Raw genomic sequence first — 21,523 nt, 5'->3', positions numbered from 1 at the left:
GTCGCAGATGCTGTACGACCGCACCGCCGCCCGCGCGAGCCGGGCGGTCCTCACGGGGTACTCGACGTCGTTCGGGCTGGGGTCCCGGCTGCTCGGCAGCGCCGCACGCCGCGACATCGACGCGGTCTACGGGCTGGTGCGCGTGGCCGACGAGGTCGTCGACACACGTCGCGGCGAGGGCGCCGACGAGCTCCTCACGGGGCTCGAGGAGGAGACCGCGCGGGCCCTCGTCAGCGGGTACTCGACCAACCTCGTGGTCCACTCGTTCGCACGCACGGCGCGGCGCACGGGGATCGGGCACCCCGAGATCGACCCGTTCTTCGCCTCGATGCGCATGGACCTCACGGTCCAGGTCCACGACAAGGCCAGCTACGAGCAGTACGTCTACGGCTCGGCCGAGGTCGTCGGGCTCATGTGCCTCGCGGTCTTCCTCAACGCCGGGCGACGCCCGGGCGAGCCGGTCGTGCGGGCGAGCGACGCCGTCGTGCACGGCGCGCGCGGCCTGGGCGCCGCGTTCCAGAAGATCAACTTCCTGCGCGACCTGCGTGCGGACCACGAGGACCTGGGGCGCAGCTACTTCCCCGGGATCACCCCCGCGGACCTCACGCAGGAGGACGTCGACGCGATCCTCGCGGAGATCGAGAGCGACCTCGACGCCGCCCGCGCCGCGCTCCCGTCGCTGCCGCGCCGTGCCCGGATGGCCGTCGCGGCGACCCTCGCGCTCTACGACACCCTGCTCGGCCGCCTCTCGTCGACGCGCCCCGAGGACCTGCTGCGTGCCCGGGTCCGTGTCCCCGACCCGGTCAAGCTCGTGGTCGCGGCCCGCGCGGTCGCGCGCGAGTCCCTGCGACGCGACGTCCCACCAGCAGTACCCGCACCGACCGCACGTTCGACGACCCGAGGAGCCCCGTGACCCACGCACCGCCCGAGATGCCGCACGTCGTGGTCGTGGGTGGGGGGATCGGCGGCCTGGCCACGGCCACGCTCCTCGCGCGCGGTGGCGCCCGCGTGACGCTGCTCGAACGGCACGACCACGTGGGCGGGCGCGCCGGGACGCTCGAGCTCGACGGGTTCCGGTTCGACACGGGTCCTTCCTGGTACTTCATGCCCGAGGTGTTCGAGCACTGGTTCGCGCTCCTGGGCGAGCGCGTCGAGGACCACCTGGACCTGGTCCCGCTCGACCCGTCGTACCGGGTCTTCTTCGAAGGGTCCCCGTCCTCCGAGCAGGCTGACGCCACCCGCGCCCGGACCGTCCTCGACGTCACGCGCGACGCGGACGCCAACTGGGCGCGCTTCGACGCGCTCTCGCCGGGCGACGGAGAACGCGTGCGCGCGTACGCCGCGGAGTCGAGCGAGGCCTATCGGCTGGCGCTCGACCATTTCCTCTACACGACCTTCGAGCGGCCCGACCGCGCGATCGACGGCTCGGTGCTTCGGCGCCTCCCGCGCCTCGCGGCCCTCCTCGGACGCTCGCTCGCCGACCGCGTCGAGCGCCGGGTGGAGGACCCGCGCCTGCGCCAGCTCCTGGGCTACCACGCGGTCTTCCTCGGCTCGTCGCCGTACCGCGTACCCGCGCTGTACTCGCTCATGAGCCATCTCGACCTCGTCGAGGGCGTCCGGTTCCCGCGTGGCGGCATGTACACGATCGTCGAGGCCATGGAGAAGCTGGCCCGTTCCGAGGGCGTGACGATCCGCACGGGGAGCGACGTCGTCGGGATCGAGGTCACTCCGGCCGTCCCCGGGCCCGACGGCGGAGCCTCGCCCCGGGCGAGGACCGTCCGCTCCCGGCGGCGCGCGCGAGGTGTCGCGACCGGGGTGCGGCTGCGGGACGGCGAGGTGGTCCCCGCGGACGTCGTGGTGTCGGGCGCGGACCTGCACCACACGCAGACCGCGCTGCTGCCGAGCGCGTACGTCGACCTGCCCGCCGCGTCGTGGGAGGACCGCGGGCCGGGCATCTCGGCGCTGCTCGTGCTCGCGGGCGTCCGCGGCGAGCTGCCCGAGCTCGCGCACCACTCGCTGTTCTTCACCGAGGACTGGCGCGGCAACTTCGAGGACGTCCTGGGGCAGGGGGCCTCGAGCGACGTGGGCACGTTGCGCGTGCCCACCCCGGCCTCGCTCTACGTCTCGCGGACCTCGGCGACCGACGACGCGAGCCTCGACCACCCCGCGGCGCCACCCGGCCACGAGAACCTCTTCGTCCTGGTGCCGTTCCCCGCAGACCCGGCCCTCGGCGGCGACGCGCCCTCGCAGGCCGCGCTCGAGGACCTCGCCGACGGGTACCTCGACCAGGTCGGCGCCTGGGCCGGGATCGACGACCTGCGCGGCCGGGTCGTGACACGCAGGGTGCTGGGGCCCGCGCACTTCGCGACCGAGTTCTCCTCCTGGCGCGGTACCGCCCTGGGAATGGAGCACACGCTCGCGCAGAGCGCGATGTTCCGGCCGCCCGGCCGCTCGCGCGCGGTCCCCAACCTGTACTTCGCGGGCGCAGGGACCGCGCCCGGCGTCGGGCTGCCCATGTGCCTCATCAGCGCCGAGCTCGTCGTCAAGCGGCTCCTCGGCGAGACCTCGTCCCGGCCGCTGCCGACGCCTCTGCGCCGCGGCTTCCTCGCGGCGAGCCGGCGGCCCGACCGGTTGCGGGGCGGTGCCTCGTGACCGGGTTCGCCTACCTCGGTGCGCTCGTGGTCTCTCTCGGGGGGCTCGCGGTGCTCGACCGACGGTTCCGCCTCGCGTTCTGGGCGGACCCCGCCAGGACTGCTATCACGCTCGTGGTCGGCGTGCTGTTCTTCCTCGCGTGGGACGTCGCCGGCCTCGCCCTGGGGATCTTCGCGCGCGGCGACTCACCCCACATGACGGGGCTCCAGCTCGCGCCCGAGCTGCCCGTCGAGGAGGCGGTCTTCCTGACGCTGCTCTGCTACAACACGCTGCTGGTCTGGCGGTTCCTGGACCTGCGGCTGCGGGGGAGGGACGGTCGAGAGGCGGCTCGTGCGCATGCTGCGACGTCTGCCCCTGCCCCTGCCCCTCGTGCGGCGGGCGAGAACGGCGAGGCAGCGGACGGCCCGACGACGGGGGCCGGCGCATGACCAACATCGTCCTCAACATCGTGGTGGTCCTGCTCGTCGTCGCGGTGACCTGGCAGGCGCTGCGCCGGCACCGGGCCGGTCCGCTCCTGTGGACGGCCGCGGTGATGGTCGTCCTGACGCTCGTGTTCGACACGATCATGATCGCGGTGGGGCTCTACGTGTACGCGCCGGACAAGATCCTGGGCGTCTACCTGGCCGGTGCGCCGCTCGAGGACTTCGCCTACCCGATCGCCGCGGTGCTCCTGCTGCCGGCGGTGTGGACCTGGGTGGGGGACGGTCGCCGTCGGCGGCACGCGGGAGGCCAGTCATGACGCGGGTCGCCGTGGAACCCGGGGCGTCGCCGGGGCCGTTGGTCGCCCTGCGCGAGATCGCGGCGGCCTCGCGCCCGTTCTCCTGGATCAACACGGCATACCCCTTCGCCGCGGGGTACCTCGTGGCGACGGGAGGACGGATCGACGCCGCGCTCGTCGTCGGGACGCTGTACTTCCTCGTCCCGTACAACCTGCTCATGTACGGCGTCAACGACGTGTTCGACTACGCGTCCGACCTGCGGAACCCGCGCAAGGGCGGCATCGAGGGGGCGCTCGCCGACCCCGCGACCGCGCGACGCACGCACCGACGGATCCTGTGGGCCTGCGTCGTGACGAACGTCCCGTTCCTCGCGTGGATGCTGCTCCAAGGTGACGCGGGCGCGAACCTGACGCTCGCCGTCGTGGTCTTCCTCGTCGTGGCCTACTCCGCACCCGTGCTGCGCTTCAAGGAGCGGCCCTTCCTCGACTCGTTCACCTCCGCCATGCACTTCGTGGGGCCGCTGCTCTACGCGCTCGTGCTGGTCGGTGCGGACCTGGGGGCGCGGTCCGTGTGGCCCGTGCTGGCGGCGTTCGTGCTGTGGGGAGCCGCGTCGCACGCGTTCGGTGCGGTGCAGGACGTGCAGGCGGACCGGGCGGGCGGGATCGGCTCGGTCGCGACCGTGATCGGGGCGCACCGGACCGTGGTGGTCGCCTCGGCCGCCTACCTGGTGGCCGCGCTGCTGCTGGCCTTCCTCCCCTGGCCGGGGTGGCTCGCCGCCCTGCTCCCGCTGCCGTACCTCGTGAACGTCGCCTCGTTCTGGTCCGTGCGTGACGAGGACTGCGAGCGGGCCAACGCTGGGTGGCGACGCTTCCTGTGGCTCAACCTCGTGACCGGGTTCCTCGTGACCATGCTGCTCATCGGGATCACCTGGACGTGAGCCGGGGGGTGGCTCGGATGCCGGCGTGTGCCGGGCCACGATGCCGGCGTGTGCCGGGCGGCATGCGCTGGTGTGTGCCGCGCGACCAGGGGAGACAGCACCGCCGAGGGCGGGGTGCACCGGGTTCCGGTGCCCCGCCCTCGGCGGTGTCATGAGCTGCTGTGCGTGGGTCGGCGCAGGCCGTTCCCGGCACGACGCACGGGTCAGTACGTGACGCCGTACTCCCAGTGCCAGGGCTCGGGCTTGGAGCCGCCCTGGCGAGCCCACTCGGGGTTCTCCCAGCCGTAGGCCGGGGCGTTCGCACGCATCCAGCTGTACTGCGCGCTGCCGAAGCTGCTGATGCCGCCACCCAGGTCGAGCGCCTGGGCCATGCCGTGGTTCGACGTCCCGGGGGCCGCCGCCAGGAAGCCCTTCTGGGCCTTCACTGCGACCTGCGAGGCGTACGAGCGGTACGACGACGTCACGGTGATGTTCGTGCCGAACGCCGCCACGTAGGCCGCGTTGAGCTGCTCGAGCTGGTACGCGGCGTCGCAGCGCACGAGCTCACCGGGAGCGAAGCTCGGGGCGCACAGGAGGTTCGCCGGGATGGTGCCGTTGGTGTAGCCGGCCGTGCTCGCGGCCCAGGCGGCGAGCTGCTGCGCCATGGCGGCGCGCTCGGCGGCCTGCTGGGCCGCGATCTCCTCGGCCGTCGGCGGTGCCGGCTCGACCGCCACGGCGACCGCCGTCGCGTCGAGCAGCCCGCGCAGAGCAGTGGTCGCAGCGTCGATCTCGGCGACCGAGGGGACGACCTCCGCGGTCGTCGGCGTCTCCGCGGCAGGTGCCTCGGGGACAGGTGCGTCGGCGGGCGTCCCGGCAGGTGAGGCGGTCTCGTCGCCGACCGGCGCGGCTGCCGTCTCGCCGGCAGCTGCTGCGTCCGCGAGAGCGGCCTCGGACGAGGTCTCGTCGGTGGCTGCGTCCGCAGTGCCGTCGGTCGTGAGCGCTTCGCGGCCCTCGGATCCCGCACGGCTCGCGCGGAACGTGTCGCGACCGTCGAGCGTGTCGTCGGCGCCGGCCGCGTCGAGCGTGGTGCTCGTGGCCGCGTCCGCGGTGCTGTCGGTCGGGGCCCCCGACGCCTGGGCGGCGTCCGTGGTCGTCGTGGCGCTCACGAGCTGGCGGAGCTGGTCGCGGGTCGCGGTGATCTGCGCGAGCTGGTCGGGCGTGAGGCGCGATGCGCCCTCGCCGGCGAGGAACTCGGCACGGACGAGCTCGGTGCCGGCGGCATCGAGCGCTGCCTGCTCTTCCGGGGTGGACGCGCTCGCTCCCGCGACGCTCGTGACGGCCGGGGCGGACACGCTAGCGGTCGAGGCGGACTCGGGGGCGGTGCCCGGCGAGGTCACCAGGCTCGCTGCGCCCGCGGTCGTGCTGATGGCGACCGCCGCGAGGGCAGCGGCCACCGCGAAGGGCGAGCGTCGCCTGAGCGAGCGACCGGGCAGGGAGGCGGCGAAGTGCCGCTGGGAGTGCCGACCCATCAGCGGTCACCTCCCGCGCCGACGACCGGGAGGTCGGCGACGCCGAGGAGGTTCGTGGTGCGGTGGTCGGTGCTACGGGTCGAGAGGCGCCCGACGGGCGCGGCAGAGCTGAGCGATGCAGTTGTCACGATGTTCCGGTGTTCCGTTCGTCGGGCCGAGGCCGGACCGCGTGCGCACTGCGGCTGTCGAGCGTGGGCTCGACGCCGTACCGTGCCGTCGCGGTGACGGGGATCGTGCTGGGGCCTCAGCGGCCTGGGTCGCGGCGCGTCCGGATGACGTGGGAGCCGCAGTGCGTCGGCAGACGGGATGCGAGGACGGTCCTCGGTGCCTGCCAACTCGTTCCATCTTCAACTACGTTTGTGAGCGGCCTGGCGTCGATGCGCAAGGATCCGCGGGTGATGGCGTGCCTGGTCTGGGCTTATTCGGTGAAGAAGGTACGACCGACGCGTCTCGCGTCGCGAGTCAGGGCCGTTCCCACGAGCATGCCCAGCGCGATCGCGAAGACGGCGACGACCGCGTTGGCGATGTCCGACACCGATCCGGTGTTGCCCGCCACGAGCTCGGACAGCCCCAGGAAGCTCAGCGCACCGGGGACGAGGAGCCAGAACGCGGGGAGGGTCGTGATGATCGCGGGCGGGCCCGTGCTGGTCCGCTCGACGAGCGTCGCGAGCGGCACGATCACGAGCGCGCCGAAGAAGCCGGAGATCTCCGGGGCCACGAAGGACCCACCGAGCTGGGCCGCGTAGGCCGCGAACAGCACCACGAGCACCCAGGGCAGGCTCCGGCGCGGGGTCGAGGAGAAGAGCATCTGTCCCAGGCCCACCATGACGATCCCCACCCACGGGGCCCACCAGCCCAGGCGGTCGCCGCTGTGCCCGGCGATCAGGTCGCCCGCGACCGCCGCTCCGGCGACGACGCCGAAGACCAGCAGGAGGAGCTGGGCGATCCCGTACAGGAGCCTGCTGGCTCCCGAGACGATCTGGTTGCTGGTCAGCTCGATCGCGGCGACCGTGAGCACCGAGCCGGGCAGGAAGCTGATGAGCGGCGGCACGAGGACCTGCAGGGGGCTGTCGCCGAGCCACGGATGGACCACCTGGATCGCGACGACCGTCACGAGGAACGCCGCGACGACGGGCAGGGCCGTGCTGAGCGTGGGCCAGCGCCCGGCCAGCCACCGCAGGATCCCGACACCGAGCCCCAGCACCAGGAAGACTGGCAGCAGGTCGAGGGTCGGGTTGAGGATCAGCCCGAACCCCAGCGTCAGGATCGCGTGCCCGACGATCGTGAGCACGGCGCCGAAGCGCGGCGGCCGTCGCCGGATCGCGCGCAGCTCGGCGCGAGCGTCGGCGAGCTCGATCGTCTGGGTCCGCAGCCCGCGGATCACGCCGTAGAGAGCGCCGATCTGGTCGAGGTTCAGGCCGCTCCCCGCGGCGTCGGTGAAGTCGGTGACGACGCCCGTCGCGGTCTGCGCGCGGATGAAGACGCACGTCGGCAGCACCAGGGTCTGCACCGTGCGTGCGCCGTGCAGGTCGGCGACCTGCTCCAGGACGTCCTGGGCGTCGTTGACCGACTGGCCCGAGTCGAGCATGGCCCGTCCGAGCTCGCGCAGCAGCGGGATGAGGTCGGGGGAGATCTCGGGGACGTCCGGCTGCTCCTCGGGCGGGCTCGGGTTGCCGAGGGCTTGGAGCACCCGGCGAAACGTCGCCGGGGCCCGGCGCAGGCCGGCGAACCGTCGCGGTCCCCGGCGAGGTCGCCCGGGCGGCGCGTGGTCCGGCTCGGCAGGGGGGCGGGCGGCAGGCGCAGGGGTGTCCGTGGCCTCCGCGCTGGGCGGCGGGGACTCGGCCGACGAGGAGTCGTCGGCCGTCTCCGGGGGGTGCGCCTCCCCGGTGGTCAGGTCGCCACCTCGCGCCCGCTGTCAGGGCCCGACGACGCCATCACGAGGTGCAGGAGCGCCTCGCCGTAGGCGTCGGCCGGGTCGTGCCCGCGGAACGAGACCTTGCGCCCGGCGAGCTCGATCTCGACGAGGTAGGCGGGGTGGTCGTCGTCCTCGACGAAGCGTTGGAGCCAGCGGAAGGTCCCGCCGAGCAGCGCGCGGAGCTGGGACTCGAGAGGGTGCCACAGGGCGTCCTCGAGGGCCACGGAGTCGAGCGCCCACTCGGTGGTGCCGTTGAACCCGAGGACGACCCCGGTGTCGAACTCGTGGGGCTCGATCGTCATGTCGCTCACGGTGAAGACGTCGCCCTCGGGTCCGACGCCGAGGAGCCGGAAGCGGTCCCCCGAGGCAGGGTGCCAGCGGACCCCCGCCTCGCGGAGGGCCAGCGCCAGGTCCCAGGAGATCATCTGGCCAGTATGGTCGCGGCGGCGGGCACCGGCGCGCTGACGGTGTCGCACGTGCCCGCCGAGGGCGATCGGACGACCCGTAGAGCACGTTCCCCAGCCCGTCGGTGGTGACCTCCCGCAGGCCGGTCGCGCGCTCGCGCGGGACAGTAGGAGGTGAGCCCCCGCGTCCGGGCGGGGCGCACCCTGGGGAGGCAGGCATGACCGCGACGTTCGCGACCGTCGACGACTACATCGGCTCGTTCCCGCCCGAGACCCAGGAGATCCTGCAGGAGATGCGTCGCACGATCCACCGGGTCGTGCCCGACGCGGGCGAGAAGATCAGCTACCAGATCCCTGCTGTGACGGCGAAGGGGCGCGTCATCGTGTACTTCGCGGGCTGGAAGCACCACGTGAGCCTGTACCCGGTGCCCGACGGCGACGAGGACTTCGAGCGTCTCGTCGCCCCGTACCGGGCGTCCAAGGGGACGCTCAAGTTCATGCTCAAGGAGCCCGTGCCGTACGGCGTGATCGAGACGGTCTCGCGGCACCTGCTCGACCAGCACGGCGCCTCGGCGTAGCCGGGACCGGGGAGCGCCTCCGCGGGGCTGCCCGTCGGGTGGGAGCGTCCACCTGTCGGGACCTGCCGTCCCAGGACGGCCCGAGTTCACACCTCGGAAGCTCGGGCATCGTGTACTCGCCCTCATGACCGCTCCTTCCGCGGGCACGGCCGGGCGATCCCCGGACCGACCCGTCACCGTCTCCATCCACCGCCGCATCCACCCCGACCTGGTCCCGGACGCGACGCGCTGGGTCCAGGCCGGCGTCAACATGGCCAACACGTACCCGGGGTTCCTCGGGTCCGGCTGGGTGCGCGCGGCGAAGGACTCGCACGACTGGCACATGCTCTACCGCTTCGCCGACGAGTCGACGCTCGACGCCTGGGACTCCTCGCCCGAGCGCGTCGCCTGGCTCCAGGAGGGGCAGGGTCTCGTCGAGGAGCAGCGCGTCGAGCGCCGCACGGGCATCGAGGGGTGGTTCGACGCGCCGGCCCGCGTCGAGGAGCCGCAGATCAGCGCCGAGCGCGCACCGGCACGGTGGAAGCAGTCGGTGAGCATCTGGCTCGGGTTCTTCCCCGTGAACCTCGCCTTCACGCTCCTCATGTCCTGGGCGGTCCCGCGGTTCGGCGAGCTGCCCGTGCTCCCCAGGGTGCTCGTCACGACGCTCGTGCTGACCCCGATCATGACGTACGCGGTGCTGCCGTGGGTGACCCGCCGTCTGGCACCGTGGCTGGCGCGCTGAGGCGCGTCCGCGCGCCCCGGACACGTGCGCGCACAACGCCTGTCCAGGCGCCTCGCAGCCCGCGCGCCTAGCGTGGACGGATGGACGAGGAGATCGAGAACGCGACCGACGTCGCCCTGACCCTGGCCGCCGTCGCGGGAGCGCTCGTGGCCGCGTTCGTGCTGGGCACCATCATCTCGGCGATCGTGAACCGGATCGGGCGGCGCAGCGAGCTCGCCCGGGACATCTCGCGCAGGCTGCGCCGCCCGGACCGGGCCGTCCTCATGGTCGTGGCCGTGTGGATCGCGGTGCGGGTCACGACGCCCCCGACCGTCGAGTGGCGGGCGGCGGTCGAGCACCTGCTGCTGGTCCTGCTCATCGCGGCGGGGGCCTGGTGGGTGGGCGCGCTCGCGTTCGTGCTCGAGGACAGCGCGCTCAAGCGGTTCCGGGTCGACGTGGTCGACAACCGGCACGCGCGCCGCATCCGCACCCAGATCATCGTGGTCAGGCGCCTCACGGTCGCGATCATCGTCATCTGCGCGATCGCCGCGGTCCTCCTGACCTTCCCCGCGGCGCGGGCCGCCGGGGCGAGCATCCTGGCGTCGGCGGGCGTCATCTCGATCGTCGCGGGCCTCGCGGCGCAGACGTCGCTCGCGAACGTGTTCGCGGGCATGCAGATCGCGTTCACGGACGGGATCCGGGTCGACGACGTCGTGGTCCTCGAGGGCGAGTGGGGCCGGATCGAGGAGATCACCATGACGTACGTCGTGGTGCACCTGTGGGACGACCGGCGCCTCATCATGCCGTGCACCTACTTCACGACGACGCCGTTCCAGAACTGGACGCGACGGGCCGCGGACCTGCTCGGCACGGTCGAGCTCGACCTCGACTTCCGGGTGCCGTTCGGCGCCATGCGCGCCGAGCTCAAGCGGCTCCTCGCGCACACCGACCTGTGGGACCAGCGCGTGGGCATCCTCCAGGTGACCGACGCGATCAACGGCGTCGTCCGGGTGCGCGCGCTCGTGAGCGCGCGCGACGCCCCGACCCTGTTCGACCTGCGGTGCTTCGTGCGCGAGGGGCTCGTCGAGTGGCTCCAGCGGTCGAGCGCCGACTCGCTGCCCCGCACGCGCTTCGAGGGGGTCGAGGAGGGGCGGATCAGCGAGGACCCGGACGTCGCGCCCGGCGGCGCGGCTGTCGCGGCGCAGCCCACGATCCCGGCCCGCGAGAAGCCCGAGGTGAGTCTTCCTCCTGCGATCCCCGTCGGTCCGGGCATCCCCGGGCAGCCCCCGCTCTCGACCCGGCCCGCGACACGACGCGTCTCCGTGCGCGACCAGGCCCGGGTCGTCGGGCGGGTCAGTGCGCCGCAGGACGTCGTCGAGACGCGCGTCATGTCGCCCGTCGAGGCGGCGCTCGCGGCCGCGCCGGACGGGACGGACCACGCACGTGACGTGGGCCCCGAGGACCAGCCCGGGGGCGCGTCCGAGTCGGCGTTCTTCAGCGGGACGGCCGAGGGGGTCGAGCGCTCCAAGGCGTTCGCCGGCCCCGGGCAGGACGTGATCGACGAGCGTGAGGAGACGGCCGAGCGGAACCGGGTCGAGGACGAGCGGGACGAGCACGAGGAGAGCGCACACGAGGACCACGCGCACGAGGACCACGCGGGCGGCGAGGGCGACGCGGGCGTCGATCGCGCCCGTGGTGCCCCTGATCGCGACCGGACCCGCGACCACGGTGGCGACCTGGGCCGTGGCGAGTCGCACGGCGACGGCGGGCACGACGGCGACGCCTGAGCGGCCACCGGCGTGACGCACGCGACGCCGGTCCACCGCGCCGCGCCGTGCGCGCCTGGCTAGGGTCTCGACGTGAGCATGTGGACCTGGCCCGCGTACGTGGGCGTGATCGGCGGCCTCGTCGTGTTCCTGACGATCCTGCTGCCCGTCGTGGTGTGGCAGTACCGACGGTACGGGCGGCTCAGCGGGCTGCGCCTGCTGGGGTCGGCCGCGGTCGCGGTCTACGGTGTCGCGCTCGTCGCGTACACGCTCCTGCCGCTGCCCTCGGGCGACCTGGCGCAGTGGTGCGCGCAGCACGGGTTCTCGGGTCCTCAGCTGAACCCGTTCCAGTTCGTCGAGGACATCCGCCGGGACACCGCGGGCATGAGCACGGCAGCGCGGTTGCGCAGCCCGGCCGTGCTGCAGACGGTGTTCAACGTGGTGCTGTTCATCCCGTGGGGTGTGCTGGTGCGCCGGTTCTTCGGGTGGCGGCTGCCGCTCACGGTGCTGTCGGCGTTCGCGGCCTCGCTGTTCATCGAGACGACGCAGGGCACGGGCATCTATGGCCTCATCCCGTGCTCGTACCGCCTGGCCGACGTCGACGACCTCCTGACCAACACGCTCGGCGGGTTGATCGGTGCGCTGATCGCACCGGTGGTGCTGCGGTGGATGCCGCGCGCGACGGACCTCGCGGCGCAGCGCGGTGTCCCGCGCCCGGTCACGGTGTGGCGGCGGTGGTTGGGCATGGTGCTCGACGCGTTGCTGGTCTCGGTCGTCGGGACGGTGCTGGTGCTGTCCTACCGGGTGGTCCTGGTCGCCACGGGCCAGGACATCCCGCTCGGCTCGGACGGCGTCGACGTCGCGCTCGGGACCGTGGTGCCCGTGGTGCTGGTCCTGTTCGTGCCGCCGTTCCTCGGTAGCGGGGCGTCGTGGGGGCAGCGCGCCCTGTGGCTCGAGCCGCGCTGGACGGTCGACGCCGCGGCGGGGTCCGTCGGGCCCGACGGGCTGGGCCGCGGGACGACGCTCCGCCGTGCGGTGCGCGGCTTCGCGTCGGGCGGGCTGTGGGGAGCGTGCCTGATCCTGGCGGAGGTACCAGGTGGTGGCCTCGTTCCCGACGTCGCAGCACCCCTCGGTGGTCTCGTCGCCTTCGTGGCGGTCGTCTCGGTCCTGTGCACCCGCGACCGGCGAGGGCTCTCGGGAGTCGTGTCGGGGGCTCGGATGGTCGACGCACGGAGCTGAGAGGGCCCGCCTGTCAGCGGTGGTCCGCTCGTCGACGCGACAGGGCCGTGACGGCGATCCCGGTGCCGAGCAGGAGGAGCGCTGCGAGAGCCGTGAGTGCGGCGTCCGCGCCGGTGGTGGGGAGCCGGGTCGGGCCGCGGTCGTCGGACCCGCCGGTGCCCGAGCCCGACGGGGGCCACGGGCTGGGCGGTCCCGGTACGGTGTCGCCCACGGTCGACCAGACGCCCTGGGCGTCGTTGTCGGTCGGGGAGGTGTCGGTGTCCGTGTCGATCGTGGGCACGACGAGCGGGCTGAACCGTTCCACGATCGGGTCTACGAAGCCGTCCTCGTCGAGGTCGGTGTCGGGGGCGGCGGCCACGTAGGCGACGTTGCGCATGCCGCCTGCACCAGGGGCGGGGGAGACCACGCGCGCGGTCACGGTCAGCGGCGGACCGTCGGCGTCCACGGGGAGGTCGGCCGTGGCGGTGGCCGTGGTCCCGTCGACCGTGTAGCCGTCTCCCCTCATCGAGACGAGCTCGACGCCGTCAGGCAGGAGCTGGGTGATCGTCCACCCGGCCGGGGCGACCCGTGGGCCGTCGTTGTGCGGGGTCAGCGTCCAGGTGACCAGGTCCCCGGCACGGAGGGAAGTGCCCGGGGGAACGGCGAGCTCCTCCGTGAGGGACAGGTCGATGCAGCTCATCGGGTAGAGCACCGGGTCCTCGGTGAGCTCGTGCACCTCGGCGCCGCCGCCGTCGTAGTACGGGACGCCGTCGAGGAAGCCAGTGGCCCGGCACGCAGACCCCCAGTCGTTGGGGGTGCCGTGGTCCCGGGCGTCCACGGCGACCGGGCCGTCGACCGGCAGCGCGCGGGCGAGGGCAGGGGCGGAGTCCTCGCCGACGACCGCGTTCGCGTACGTGCGGATCGCCGCGCTGGCCGCGGGGAAGGAGTTGTCCGTGACGAGCACGTCGTCGCGCAGCGTGCGCCGGGCGGCCTCGGGCGCCGTGGGGTCTGCCGTACCGACCTGGATCCAGGTGCCCCCGCCCGTGAAAGCGTTGCCCGTGACCTGGACGTCGGACGACGAGTACGAGTCCGGGAGGGCGCCGTCGGCCCACGACGGGGCGACGCTGATCGCGGCGAGCCCGTCGCCGCCCGTCTGGGAGATCGTGTTGTCAGCGACGAGGAGGTCGTGGGCCGGGCCCGCGGACACGACGTCGGGCTGGCCGCTCACGGTGTTGCGCACCACCTGCACGCCGGTCGTGCCCTGGAGCGCGCGGATACCGCCGTCGTTGTCGATCATGGTGCTGTCGTGCACGGTGATGTCGTGGCTGATCCCGTTGGCGGGGGTCGTGACGACGAACAGGCCCACCCCGGAGTTCCGGGTGAACGTCGTCGCGCTGACGTCGAGGTTCGCGACGCTGCGCCCGTAGACGCCGTACTCGACGAGGTTCGCGACGGTCGCGTTCGTCACGGTCGACCCGTCGGTCGCGGAGTAGAAGAACCCGTACGACCCGGCGTCGATCGAGGCGCGGTCGACGTCGACGTCCTGCGACCCGTAGGCGCGCAGGATCGCCGCACCCGTGACCGAGGTCGGCCCTTCGTGCCCCGTCACGGTGATGTCCTGCGCGGTGACCCCGATCGACTGGTGGACGACGAGCGCCGCGCCCGTGAGGTCGGCCGTCACGCGGGAGATCGTCGCGTTGCGCGCGCCCAGCAGGTACACGCCGCTCGACGCGTCGGGCGCTCCGACCACGTCGATGTCCGAGATCGAGATGTCGACGCGGTCCGAGGTGTCGTCGACGTTGGACTGCGCCCCGATCGCGTAGAGGAACCCCGTGGCGGACACGTTCGAGACCGTGACGCGTCCGGCGTTGACGAGGTTGATGCCGGTCCCGGCGGGCCCCCAGGTGCCGGCGTCGAGGACAGCGCCCGTCACGACAGCGTTCTGGGTCGAGCCCAGGGTGATGCCGCCGAACGCGGTGATGGTGGGGGCCGTGATCGCCGGACCCGAGCCCGTGTTGGCCGCGCTCGTGGTGATGCCGTACATGGCGCCCGTGATCGTCGGCCGCTCGATCACGACACCTGTGGCGAGGAGGGTGAGGATGCCTGTCGACTGGGTGGCTCCCGCCAGGGTGATCCGTGCGTCCGAGACTCTCGCACCGGTCGTCGCGCCGAGGGAGATGCCCTCGCGTGTGCTCCCGTCGACGACTGCGCCCGTGATCGTGGGGCCCGTGCGGGGGTTCGCGGGGGCCGTGCCGACTCCGCGGGCGAAGCCGGTCACGGTGACCTCGTCGACCTGAGCGCCGGACGAGTTCGCCAGGTCGATCCCGGTGCCCGTGCTGCTCGGCGTGCTGGTGACGCTGACGCCCGACACGCTCGGCGTGGTCGTCGTGCCCAGCGAGATGCCCGACGTCGCGGCGCCGATCGTGCCGCCGGAGACCACGATCGCGCTCGCGGTCGACGCCGCGGTGGCGGTGATGCCCGTCGCGACGCCCACGATCCGAGCTCCCGTGACGGTCGCGGACCCCGTCGTGAGGTTGATCCCGTACGACGAGGCCTCGCCTGCGCCGTCCATGTCCAGTCCCTCGATCACGACGCCCGTCACGGTCGCGCCGAGCTGGACTCCCGTGGGGCGGGCCGCCGGGGTCGGGTTGCGGATCGTGAGGTTCGACAGCACGGCGCCCGACGCCGTGACCGAGACGATCGCGCCCGTGCTGGCCGCGCCGATCGTGATGCTGTCGTCGAGCGTCAGACCGCCCCCGCTCACGGTGAACCGCGTGTAGAGCGTCGAGGAGCCGCTGCTGTCGAGCGTCACGGCGCGCGGGACGGTGATCGCGCCAGTGAAGGCGTAGTCGTTCGGGTCGAACGAGACCGTCCCGCCGACCGGGGCGGCGTTGATCGCGGCCTGGAGCGAGAGCAGGGCGGGGTCGGCCGGACGCTGGTCCGGGGTACCGACCCAGGCCACGGGCAGGGTGTTCGCGTTCGGAACGACACCAGGGGCCGTCGGAGGTACCTCGATGACGCTGTCGTCCGGCACGGGGGCCGGTTCTTCGAGGCCGCCCGGCGTCGTCGGGTCGGCGGGCGGCGGCGGGTCCCCGGTGTCGACCGTGTCGGGCGGTGAGGCGGCCTGAGCCGGAGCCGTCACGGGCGAGACCGCGACCACTCCGACGCCGAGCAGGGCGGTCACACCGAGCGCCGCCGTAGCGCGTCGCCACCTGTGCATGCCGTCCCGCCCTCTGCGCATGCCCGCCCCCGGTCCGTCGCGTGCGGTCGGCTGTGGCCGCTCCGCCATCGTGAGCCGATCTCGGAGAACCGGCAACCCGGCCGCCGCGAGCCTCTCGCTGTGCCGAGAAGTGAGCAGATGCGCCCGGGTCGCGGGATCCAGGGGCATCTGCTCACTTCTCGGCGGGGCCCCGGCGCAGCGCGTCGGAGCGGCAGCTCGTCAATTCCCGGAGAGCCACCCGCGGAGCCGGTCGGGGCGGTCGGTGATGACCGCGTCGACGCCGACCTCGAGGGCCAGCGCCCACTGCTCGGGCTCGTTCAGGGTCCAGACCATGACCTCGAGCCCCGCGTCGTGCAGCGCGGCGACGAGCCCGGGTTGCTCGAGCAGCACCGTGCCCGCGGGGTTGCAGGTCATGACGCCCAGCTCGGCGCACGTCGCGAGCAGGTCGTCGGAGGATCGCTCGACCAGCAGTCCCCGGCGCAGGTCCGGGGCCACCTTCTGCAGAGAGGCGACGGTCGAGGGCCAGAAGCTCTGCCCGATCACGCGGTCGGCGAGCCCGGCGCGCAGGACGGGCTCGGTGACCTTGCGGACGTCGTCGGGCCCCCAGTCGCCCTTGACCTCCAGCAGGAGGTCGATGCCCGGGCGGGTCACGAGGAGGTCCACGACCTCCGCGAACGTCGGGACCCGCTGCCCCGCGTACGCCGGGGCGAACCACGACCCCGCGTCGACCGCCCGGACGTCCGCGAGAGGGAGCCCGTCGACGCGCCCGCTCCCGTCGGTCGTGGCGTCGAGCGTGTCGTCGTGGATCACGACGACCTCGCCGTCGGCGGTGAGCTGCACGTCGAGCTCGATGCTGTCGGCACCCGCACGCCACGCGGCCTCGAACGCCGCGAGCGTGTTCTGCGGGGCGACCGACGAGTTCCCCCGGTGCGCGACGACCTGGAACGCGCCCGTCACAGGTAGGGCTCCACGTTCTCCTGGTACGCCTTCTCGAGGCGCGGCGTGATCGACGCGAACGCCTCGGCCGCGGGCGTGCCCTTGAGCACGATCTGCTCGATCCCGTCCGTGAGGATCTGGTCGCCCGAGGGCACGAACACCCGGACCCAGTCCTGCGAGCGCGACTTCTCGGCGAGCTGGTCGACCGCCGTGCGGAACTGCGGCGTGGCCGCGTAGATGCTGCTCATGGTCTCTCCCTCGACCGCGGACGTGCGCACCGGCATGTACCCGGTGTTCTGGGAGAAGTATGCGGTGTTCTCGGGGTCGGTGAGGAAGGCCAGGAACATCGCTGCGGCCAGCTGCTGCTCGGGTGAGCGGGAGGCCGGGATGGCCAGGCCCGTGCCGCCCGTGGGCGTCCCGGAGCCGTTCGGGCCGTCGGGCAGGTAGGCCGTGCCGAGCTCGAACGGCGCGGCCTCGAGCAGGCCCGTGAGGCTGCCCGTGGACCCGATGGTCGACGCGAAGATGCCCGCGGCGAAGTCGGCCCCGGCGTCGGTCCCGACGCCCGCGACCTTCGAGCCGTGGAACAGGTCGTGCAGGAAGTCGCCTGCGGCCAGTGCCTGCGGGGTGTCGAGCGCGACGGTGAACTTGTCGCTGTACTGGCCGCCCTGGCCCCACAGCATGTTCTCGAACCACCACGCGGCCCAGGACGTGCCGGTCGCGAGGCCCAGCGGGGCGCCGTCGGCCGGGACCTGGCCGCGCAGGGCGGGGGCCCACTCGGCGAGCTCGGCCCAGGTCTCGGGGCCGCGGTCGGGCAGGCCGGCCTGGGCCCACATGGCCTTGTTGTAGTAGAAGAGCGGGGTCGAGCGCGCGTAGGGCACGGCCCAGTGCGACGACTCGTACTCGTAGTCGCCGTACAGCGTCGGGTTGTAGTCGGCGACGTCGACGTCCAGGTGGGCGAACACCTCGTCGAGCGGCATGACCTGCCCGTTGAGGTAGTAGCGGAACCACCACACGTCGCTCGCGATGACGAGGTCGGGCAGGTTGTTCGACGACGACGCGGCCTGGAAGCGCTGTGCGACCTCGTCGTACCCGGCTCCTGCGGTCACGAGCTTGACCGCGATGTCGGGGTGCTTGGCGTTGAACCGGCGGATGAGCTCCTCCTCGATCGCCTTGGAGGCGCCGGGGTGGTTGCTCCACCACGTGATCTGCGAGGCGGGCTTGATCTTGGACCAGTCGGTGCCCGCCGAGGCGGACGGTGCGGACGAGCCGCCACCGACGGTCGGTCCCGCGCACGCGGCGAGGGAGAGGGCGAGGGCTCCGAGGCCGCCGAGGCGCAGCACGTCGCGACGCGACGGGGTCCACAGGGCGGGCAGGGGCTGGTTCACGGTGATGCTCCTTGGGGTGGGGAACAGCGACCCGGCAGGTGCCGGGGGGACAGGGGGACCGGCGCGTCAGCCGGTCACGGCTCCGGCGGTGAGCCCGGCGACGAGCCGGCGCTGGAGGAAGAGGAAGACGACGAGGATCGGGAGCGTCACGAGCACGGTCGCGGCCATGAGGACGCCCCAGTTGTTCATGCCGTCGACGCTCTGCAGGAGCGTGAGGCCCACGGGGAGCGTCATCTTCTCGGCGTCGTCGGTCACGAGGAACGGCCAGAGGTAGTCGTTCCACTCCGCGACCACGGACACGAGCGCGACGGCCGCGACCGTGGGGTAGGACAGCGGCACGACGAAGCGCCACAGCTTGCGCCAGTGGCCTGCGCCGTCGAGCTCGGCGGCCTCGAGGATCGAGATCGGCAGCGACAGGAAGTGCTGACGGAACAGGAAGGTCCCGAACGCGCTCGCCAGGCCCGGCACGAGGATGCCCTGGTAGGTGTTGAGCCACCCGAGCTGGGCGACGAGCGTGTAGTTGGGGATGATCGTGATCTGCTGCGGGATGAGCAGCGTGAACAGGACCAGGACGAACACCGCGCGCTTGAACGGGAAGTCCAGGAACACGAGCGCGTACGCGCAGCACAGGCCCAGCAGCAGCTTGAGGGTCGAGCCCACGACCGTCAGGCCCACGCTGTTGAGGAAGAGCTGCCCGACGGGGATGCTCTGCGTCGTCTGGACGTAGTTGGCGAGGTCGAGGTTCTGCGGGAGCCACTGGAGCGGGATCGAGTACAGCTCGTCGGGGCGCTTGAAGCTCGCGAGCACCATCCACACGAGCGGCAGGGCCATGACGACGGTCGCGACCAGGAGGGTCGCGTACGAGCCCAGGTGCAGGGGCCGACGACGGCGCGTGCGCTGCGGAGGTCGGCCTCCGCCTGGGCGGTGGCCCGCACCGACGGGGGCCGGTGGTGCGTCGACGGGGGACCCGGGGGGCTGCGCGCTGGACGCGCCCGAGGCTGCGGTCGAGTGCTGGGCGGGCGCGGAGGCCGGGGACTCTCGCACGGGGTTCTGGACGCTCATGCGTAGTGCACCTTCTTCTCGACGAAGCGCAGCTGGACGACCGTGACGACCAGCAGCAGGAGGAAGAGGATCGTCGCGACGGCCGACGCGTAGCCGGCCCGGCCGGTCACGAAGCCCTCCTCGTAGATCTGGTACATGAGGGTCGTGGTCGAGCCGAGCGGCCCGCCCTTCGTCATGGCCTGGATGATGTCGAACGACTGCAGCGAGCTGAGCAGCGTCGTGACCGTGAGGAAGAAGGTCGTGGGAGCCAGGAGAGGCAGCACGATCGAGCGGAACGTCCTGGCCGAGGACGCGCCGTCGAGGGCCGCGGCCTGCTTGAGCTCGAGCGGGACGGCCTGGAGACCGGCCAGGTAGATGAGGGCGACGTACCCGACGTTCTTCCACAGGTAGACGACGATGATCATGACCAGGGCCCACGGCGAGGTCGTGTACCAGTCGGGGGACTCGAGGCCGATCACTCGCAGCCCGGCCGACAGCAGGCCGTAGCGCGGGTCGAAGATGAACAGCCACAGCATGCCGACCGCGACGCCCGACAGGACGTAGGGAGCGAACGCCACGGCCCGGGCGAACCCGCGCCCCTTGAGGCGCCGGTTCAGCAGGAGGGCGAGGCCCAGGCCCAGGACGAGCGAACCGCCCACGGTCGCGACCGTGAAGACGCCCGTCGTGACCATGACGTCGGCCGTCGTCGGGTCCTGGAACCACTCGACGTAGTTGCCGAGGCCGACCGAGCGGGCCGTCGGGGAGCCCATGTTCCACTGCAGGGTCGAGTAGTAGAAGCTCTGCAGGAGCGGGCGGTAGACGAACACGAGCAGCAGGGCCACGTTGGGCCCCGCGAGCAGCAGGAACGCGAGCCAGGTGCGGACGGCCCGCGGGGTCGGGCGGGAAGGTCGGCGCCGTCCGGGGATCGACGGACGGCGGTCCGGTGGCGCGAGGCGCGCAGGGGCTGACACGGAGGTCATGGGGTGGGGCTCCAGTCACGAGCGGGTGAACGCCCGTCACCCTAGGAGGGCTAAGTGTCCGAGAAGTGGCCTCAGCGGCTCCGTTCCCCGAACGTTCCCGAGGCGTTCATCGGCGCCTCGACGCGAGGTCATCGAGGATGCCGTGCGGCCATCTGCGAGCCGTCCGAGGGCGGGTCTCGTGGCTCGTGGCTCGTGCGCTGCGCGAGGACGCTCCCGCGCGGCCGGACGGGGAACTCTTGGCGGAGAGTGTTCGCTGAGCGGGAACTGGTTTCGTTCAGCGAACGGGGATCCCGCTCAGCCGATCCTGCTCCGCAGCTGTACCTGTTCCCGCAGCCGACCTGCTCCCCACCGGCACGGCGTCGACATGCCGCACGCCACCGCACCTCGGTGGGAGAGCGCGCCGAGCGCGCGGCGGCCGCCTAGCATGGGCGGTCCGAACGGGACTGGCAGGACCCGCAGGGCTGGCAAGAACAGCAGGACCGGCAGGCCGGCAGAGCAGGCAAGAACAGCGGGAGCAGCAGGACCGGCACGGGCAGACAAGCCGGCCCGACGACGAGGTGAGCGATGACCCACGAACCACAGGACCTGCGGAACATCAGCGTGACGCGCGGTATCGGCTTCACGGTCGCGCTGCTCGTCCGTGACCGTCTCGCGCTCCCTGTCGCGGACGACGTCCCGGCCCTGGTTCCCCGCGTCACGGTCGAGGCCTTGCCGCGCGACGAGGCCGCGGCGCTCGCGGCCGAGTGGCGCGGATGGTGGGAGCGGCTGGCCGAAGCGCCCACGGGCCGTGTCGTCCGTCCGGCCTCGGAGCGGCTGGCCATGGTGTTCGACGCCGTCGTGGACGAGGCACGGGCGTGGGAGGAGCAGATGGTGCGACCGAGCTCCTTCCTCTCGGAGGCCGATCTTCCCCCTGGCTACGTCCCGGAGCCGATCGGCGACCCGGACGTCCCGGTGGTCTACGACGTCGAGCTCGTTCCCGTGGGCGGTGCGTGGCACCGGGACCTCGGCCCGCACCGGCTGCTCGTGAGCGTCGGCACCTGGGAGGACCCGGCGGCGATGGACGCGCTCCTGAGACCGCGGATCGAGCGGCTGCAGAGCCGGGCGCTCCCGATCCCCCACGTGGCGCCACAGACCTGGCGCATGGTGGTCGACGGGCAGGTGTTCACGGTCAAGGACCGACCCCACGAGCCCGGGAGCTACGACTTCCACTGGGAGAACGGGCCGATCGAGGGCTACGGGTTCTCGATCGGGACCTCGACGCGCGAGCCGCTGAGCGAGGACGCCCTGCGCCGAGAGATCCGGGGCTTCGTCGAGGACGACGAGCCCTGAGGGCCCAGGTCCTCCCCGCCGCCTCCACCGTGCACCTTGACCTCAACCCTGGTTGAGGACGTACCGTCGAACGGTGCGGCCGCCGACCCCGGCGCGGACCGCCCCTCTCCCTCCTCGATCGGAAGGCGTTCTTTCCTGTGAGCAGCTCCCGTCCTTTGCGCGTCGCTATCGTCGGCGCTGGTCCTGCTGGTATCTATGCGGCGGACATTCTGTCGAAGACGGATGTCGAGGTGAG

19 protein-coding genes are annotated in these 21,523 nt (G+C 72.7%); 10 read left to right on the top strand and 9 right to left on the bottom strand.

Annotated features, from left to right (window positions below):
* The first annotated feature begins 7 nt into the window (after nucleotides 1-7).
* From OERS_RS12200 to OERS_RS12180, 5 genes are read left to right on the top strand one after another with little or no spacing between them, the layout of a single operon-like run.
* Entirely contained in the window at nucleotides 8-913 is a 906-nt protein-coding gene (locus OERS_RS12200) for a phytoene/squalene synthase family protein (protein WP_211268475.1), read from the top strand.
* Nucleotides 914-930: 17 nt separating this feature from the next.
* Complete coding sequence (crtI, locus tag OERS_RS12195; RefSeq protein WP_068625988.1) at nucleotides 931-2,652, top strand: phytoene desaturase family protein; 1,722 nt, start codon at nucleotides 931-933, stop codon at nucleotides 2,650-2,652.
* Entirely contained in the window at nucleotides 2,649-3,080 is a 432-nt protein-coding gene (locus OERS_RS12190) for a lycopene cyclase domain-containing protein (protein ID WP_083201414.1), read from the top strand. Before crtI ends, OERS_RS12190 begins: the two co-directional genes overlap by 4 nt.
* The gene (locus OERS_RS12185) at nucleotides 3,077-3,391 is read left to right on the top strand and encodes a lycopene cyclase domain-containing protein (RefSeq protein WP_068625964.1); all 315 of its coding nucleotides are present in this window, start codon (nucleotides 3,077-3,079) and stop codon (nucleotides 3,389-3,391) included. The genes OERS_RS12190 and OERS_RS12185 overlap by 4 nt, the downstream gene beginning before the upstream one ends.
* Entirely contained in the window at nucleotides 3,388-4,308 is a 921-nt protein-coding gene (locus OERS_RS12180; RefSeq protein ID WP_068625963.1) for a prenyltransferase, read from the top strand. The genes OERS_RS12185 and OERS_RS12180 overlap by 4 nt, the downstream gene beginning before the upstream one ends.
* Nucleotides 4,309-4,511: 203 nt before the next feature.
* Here OERS_RS12180 and OERS_RS22000 read toward each other — a convergent pair whose 3' ends face one another.
* The 4 genes from OERS_RS22000 to OERS_RS12165 all read right to left on the bottom strand — a co-directional run bounded on the left by OERS_RS22000 (nucleotide 4,512) and on the right by OERS_RS12165 (nucleotide 8,156).
* The gene (locus tag OERS_RS22000; protein WP_068625962.1) at nucleotides 4,512-5,816 is read right to left on the bottom strand and encodes a M15 family metallopeptidase; all 1,305 of its coding nucleotides are present in this window, start codon (nucleotides 5,814-5,816) and stop codon (nucleotides 4,512-4,514) included.
* On the bottom strand, nucleotides 5,816-5,944 hold the full coding sequence (locus OERS_RS22260; protein ID WP_269452532.1) for a hypothetical protein: 129 nt from the start codon (nucleotides 5,942-5,944) through the stop codon (nucleotides 5,816-5,818). The genes OERS_RS22000 and OERS_RS22260 overlap by 1 nt, the downstream gene beginning before the upstream one ends.
* A gap of 290 nt (nucleotides 5,945-6,234) precedes the next feature.
* Nucleotides 6,235-7,506, bottom strand: coding sequence for a threonine/serine exporter family protein (locus OERS_RS12170; protein ID WP_082848915.1), 1,272 nt, complete (start codon nucleotides 7,504-7,506; stop codon nucleotides 6,235-6,237).
* Between the two features lie 200 nt (nucleotides 7,507-7,706).
* Entirely contained in the window at nucleotides 7,707-8,156 is a 450-nt protein-coding gene (locus OERS_RS12165) for a hypothetical protein (RefSeq protein ID WP_068625960.1), read from the bottom strand.
* Between the two features lie 197 nt (nucleotides 8,157-8,353).
* Between OERS_RS12165 and OERS_RS12160 the strand changes: the two genes are divergently transcribed.
* The 4 genes from OERS_RS12160 to OERS_RS12145 all read left to right on the top strand — a co-directional run bounded on the left by OERS_RS12160 (nucleotide 8,354) and on the right by OERS_RS12145 (nucleotide 12,418).
* A complete protein-coding gene (locus OERS_RS12160) occupies nucleotides 8,354-8,713 on the top strand; it encodes an iron chaperone (protein ID WP_056652365.1) in 360 nt (119 codons plus the stop codon).
* A gap of 124 nt (nucleotides 8,714-8,837) precedes the next feature.
* The gene (locus OERS_RS12155; RefSeq protein WP_068625959.1) at nucleotides 8,838-9,434 is read left to right on the top strand and encodes an antibiotic biosynthesis monooxygenase; all 597 of its coding nucleotides are present in this window, start codon (nucleotides 8,838-8,840) and stop codon (nucleotides 9,432-9,434) included.
* 80 nt (nucleotides 9,435-9,514) lie between these two features.
* Complete coding sequence (locus OERS_RS22355; RefSeq protein ID WP_068625958.1) at nucleotides 9,515-11,200, top strand: mechanosensitive ion channel domain-containing protein; 1,686 nt, start codon at nucleotides 9,515-9,517, stop codon at nucleotides 11,198-11,200.
* A 78-nt stretch (nucleotides 11,201-11,278) separates the two neighbouring features.
* Nucleotides 11,279-12,418, top strand: coding sequence for a VanZ family protein (locus OERS_RS12145; RefSeq protein WP_083201413.1), 1,140 nt, complete (start codon nucleotides 11,279-11,281; stop codon nucleotides 12,416-12,418).
* Between the two features lie 13 nt (nucleotides 12,419-12,431).
* On the opposite strand, the gene OERS_RS12140 is transcribed toward OERS_RS12145, so the two are convergent.
* The 5 genes from OERS_RS12140 to OERS_RS12120 form a co-directional block, all read right to left on the bottom strand.
* A complete protein-coding gene (locus tag OERS_RS12140) occupies nucleotides 12,432-15,581 on the bottom strand; it encodes a right-handed parallel beta-helix repeat-containing protein (protein ID WP_068625956.1) in 3,150 nt (1,049 codons plus the stop codon).
* A 255-nt stretch (nucleotides 15,582-15,836) separates the two neighbouring features.
* Nucleotides 15,837-16,574: a glycerophosphodiester phosphodiesterase gene (locus tag OERS_RS12135; protein WP_068625955.1), complete on the bottom strand. Its 738-nt coding sequence runs from the start codon at nucleotides 16,572-16,574 to the stop codon at nucleotides 15,837-15,839.
* Complete coding sequence (locus OERS_RS12130; RefSeq protein ID WP_139107817.1) at nucleotides 16,571-17,938, bottom strand: ABC transporter substrate-binding protein; 1,368 nt, start codon at nucleotides 17,936-17,938, stop codon at nucleotides 16,571-16,573. The genes OERS_RS12135 and OERS_RS12130 overlap by 4 nt, the downstream gene beginning before the upstream one ends.
* Nucleotides 17,939-18,004: 66 nt before the next feature.
* A complete protein-coding gene (locus tag OERS_RS12125) occupies nucleotides 18,005-19,000 on the bottom strand; it encodes a carbohydrate ABC transporter permease (protein WP_083201412.1) in 996 nt (331 codons plus the stop codon).
* Entirely contained in the window at nucleotides 18,997-19,959 is a 963-nt protein-coding gene (locus OERS_RS12120) for a carbohydrate ABC transporter permease (protein ID WP_068625954.1), read from the bottom strand. The genes OERS_RS12125 and OERS_RS12120 overlap by 4 nt, the downstream gene beginning before the upstream one ends.
* A gap of 564 nt (nucleotides 19,960-20,523) precedes the next feature.
* Here OERS_RS12120 and OERS_RS21135 point away from each other — a divergent pair.
* The gene (locus OERS_RS21135; protein WP_139107816.1) at nucleotides 20,524-21,288 is read left to right on the top strand and encodes a hypothetical protein; all 765 of its coding nucleotides are present in this window, start codon (nucleotides 20,524-20,526) and stop codon (nucleotides 21,286-21,288) included.
* Nucleotides 21,289-21,523 lie beyond the last annotated feature (235 nt).

The organism is Oerskovia enterophila (genome assembly GCF_001692445.1).
In the GTDB taxonomy this organism is placed as follows: Bacteria; Actinomycetota; Actinomycetes; order Actinomycetales; family Cellulomonadaceae; genus Oerskovia; species Oerskovia enterophila.
Note: the sequence above shows the minus strand (reverse complement) of the source record. Positions and strands in the feature narration are given on the sequence as shown.

What these genes read in the sequence shown, in the direction of transcription:
- OERS_RS12200 (WP_211268475.1), top strand. Translation starts at nt 8, where the DNA reads ATGCTGTACGACCGCACCGCCGCCCGCGCGAGCCGGGCGGTCCTCACG.
- crtI (WP_068625988.1), top strand. Translation starts at nt 931, where the DNA reads ATGCCGCACGTCGTGGTCGTGGGTGGGGGGATCGGCGGCCTGGCCACG.
- OERS_RS12185 (WP_068625964.1), top strand. Translation starts at nt 3,077, where the DNA reads ATGACCAACATCGTCCTCAACATCGTGGTGGTCCTGCTCGTCGTCGCG.
- OERS_RS12180 (WP_068625963.1), top strand. Translation starts at nt 3,388, where the DNA reads ATGACGCGGGTCGCCGTGGAACCCGGGGCGTCGCCGGGGCCGTTGGTC.
- OERS_RS22000 (WP_068625962.1), bottom strand. Translation starts at nt 5,816, where the DNA reads ATGGGTCGGCACTCCCAGCGGCACTTCGCCGCCTCCCTGCCCGGTCGC.
- OERS_RS12165 (WP_068625960.1), bottom strand. Translation starts at nt 8,156, where the DNA reads ATGATCTCCTGGGACCTGGCGCTGGCCCTCCGCGAGGCGGGGGTCCGC.
- OERS_RS12160 (WP_056652365.1), top strand. Translation starts at nt 8,354, where the DNA reads ATGACCGCGACGTTCGCGACCGTCGACGACTACATCGGCTCGTTCCCG.
- OERS_RS12155 (WP_068625959.1), top strand. Translation starts at nt 8,838, where the DNA reads ATGACCGCTCCTTCCGCGGGCACGGCCGGGCGATCCCCGGACCGACCC.
- OERS_RS22355 (WP_068625958.1), top strand. Translation starts at nt 9,515, where the DNA reads ATGGACGAGGAGATCGAGAACGCGACCGACGTCGCCCTGACCCTGGCC.
- OERS_RS12145 (WP_083201413.1), top strand. Translation starts at nt 11,279, where the DNA reads ATGTGGACCTGGCCCGCGTACGTGGGCGTGATCGGCGGCCTCGTCGTG.
- OERS_RS12125 (WP_083201412.1), bottom strand. Translation starts at nt 19,000, where the DNA reads ATGAGCGTCCAGAACCCCGTGCGAGAGTCCCCGGCCTCCGCGCCCGCC.
- OERS_RS12120 (WP_068625954.1), bottom strand. Translation starts at nt 19,959, where the DNA reads ATGACCTCCGTGTCAGCCCCTGCGCGCCTCGCGCCACCGGACCGCCGT.
- OERS_RS21135 (WP_139107816.1), top strand. Translation starts at nt 20,524, where the DNA reads ATGACCCACGAACCACAGGACCTGCGGAACATCAGCGTGACGCGCGGT.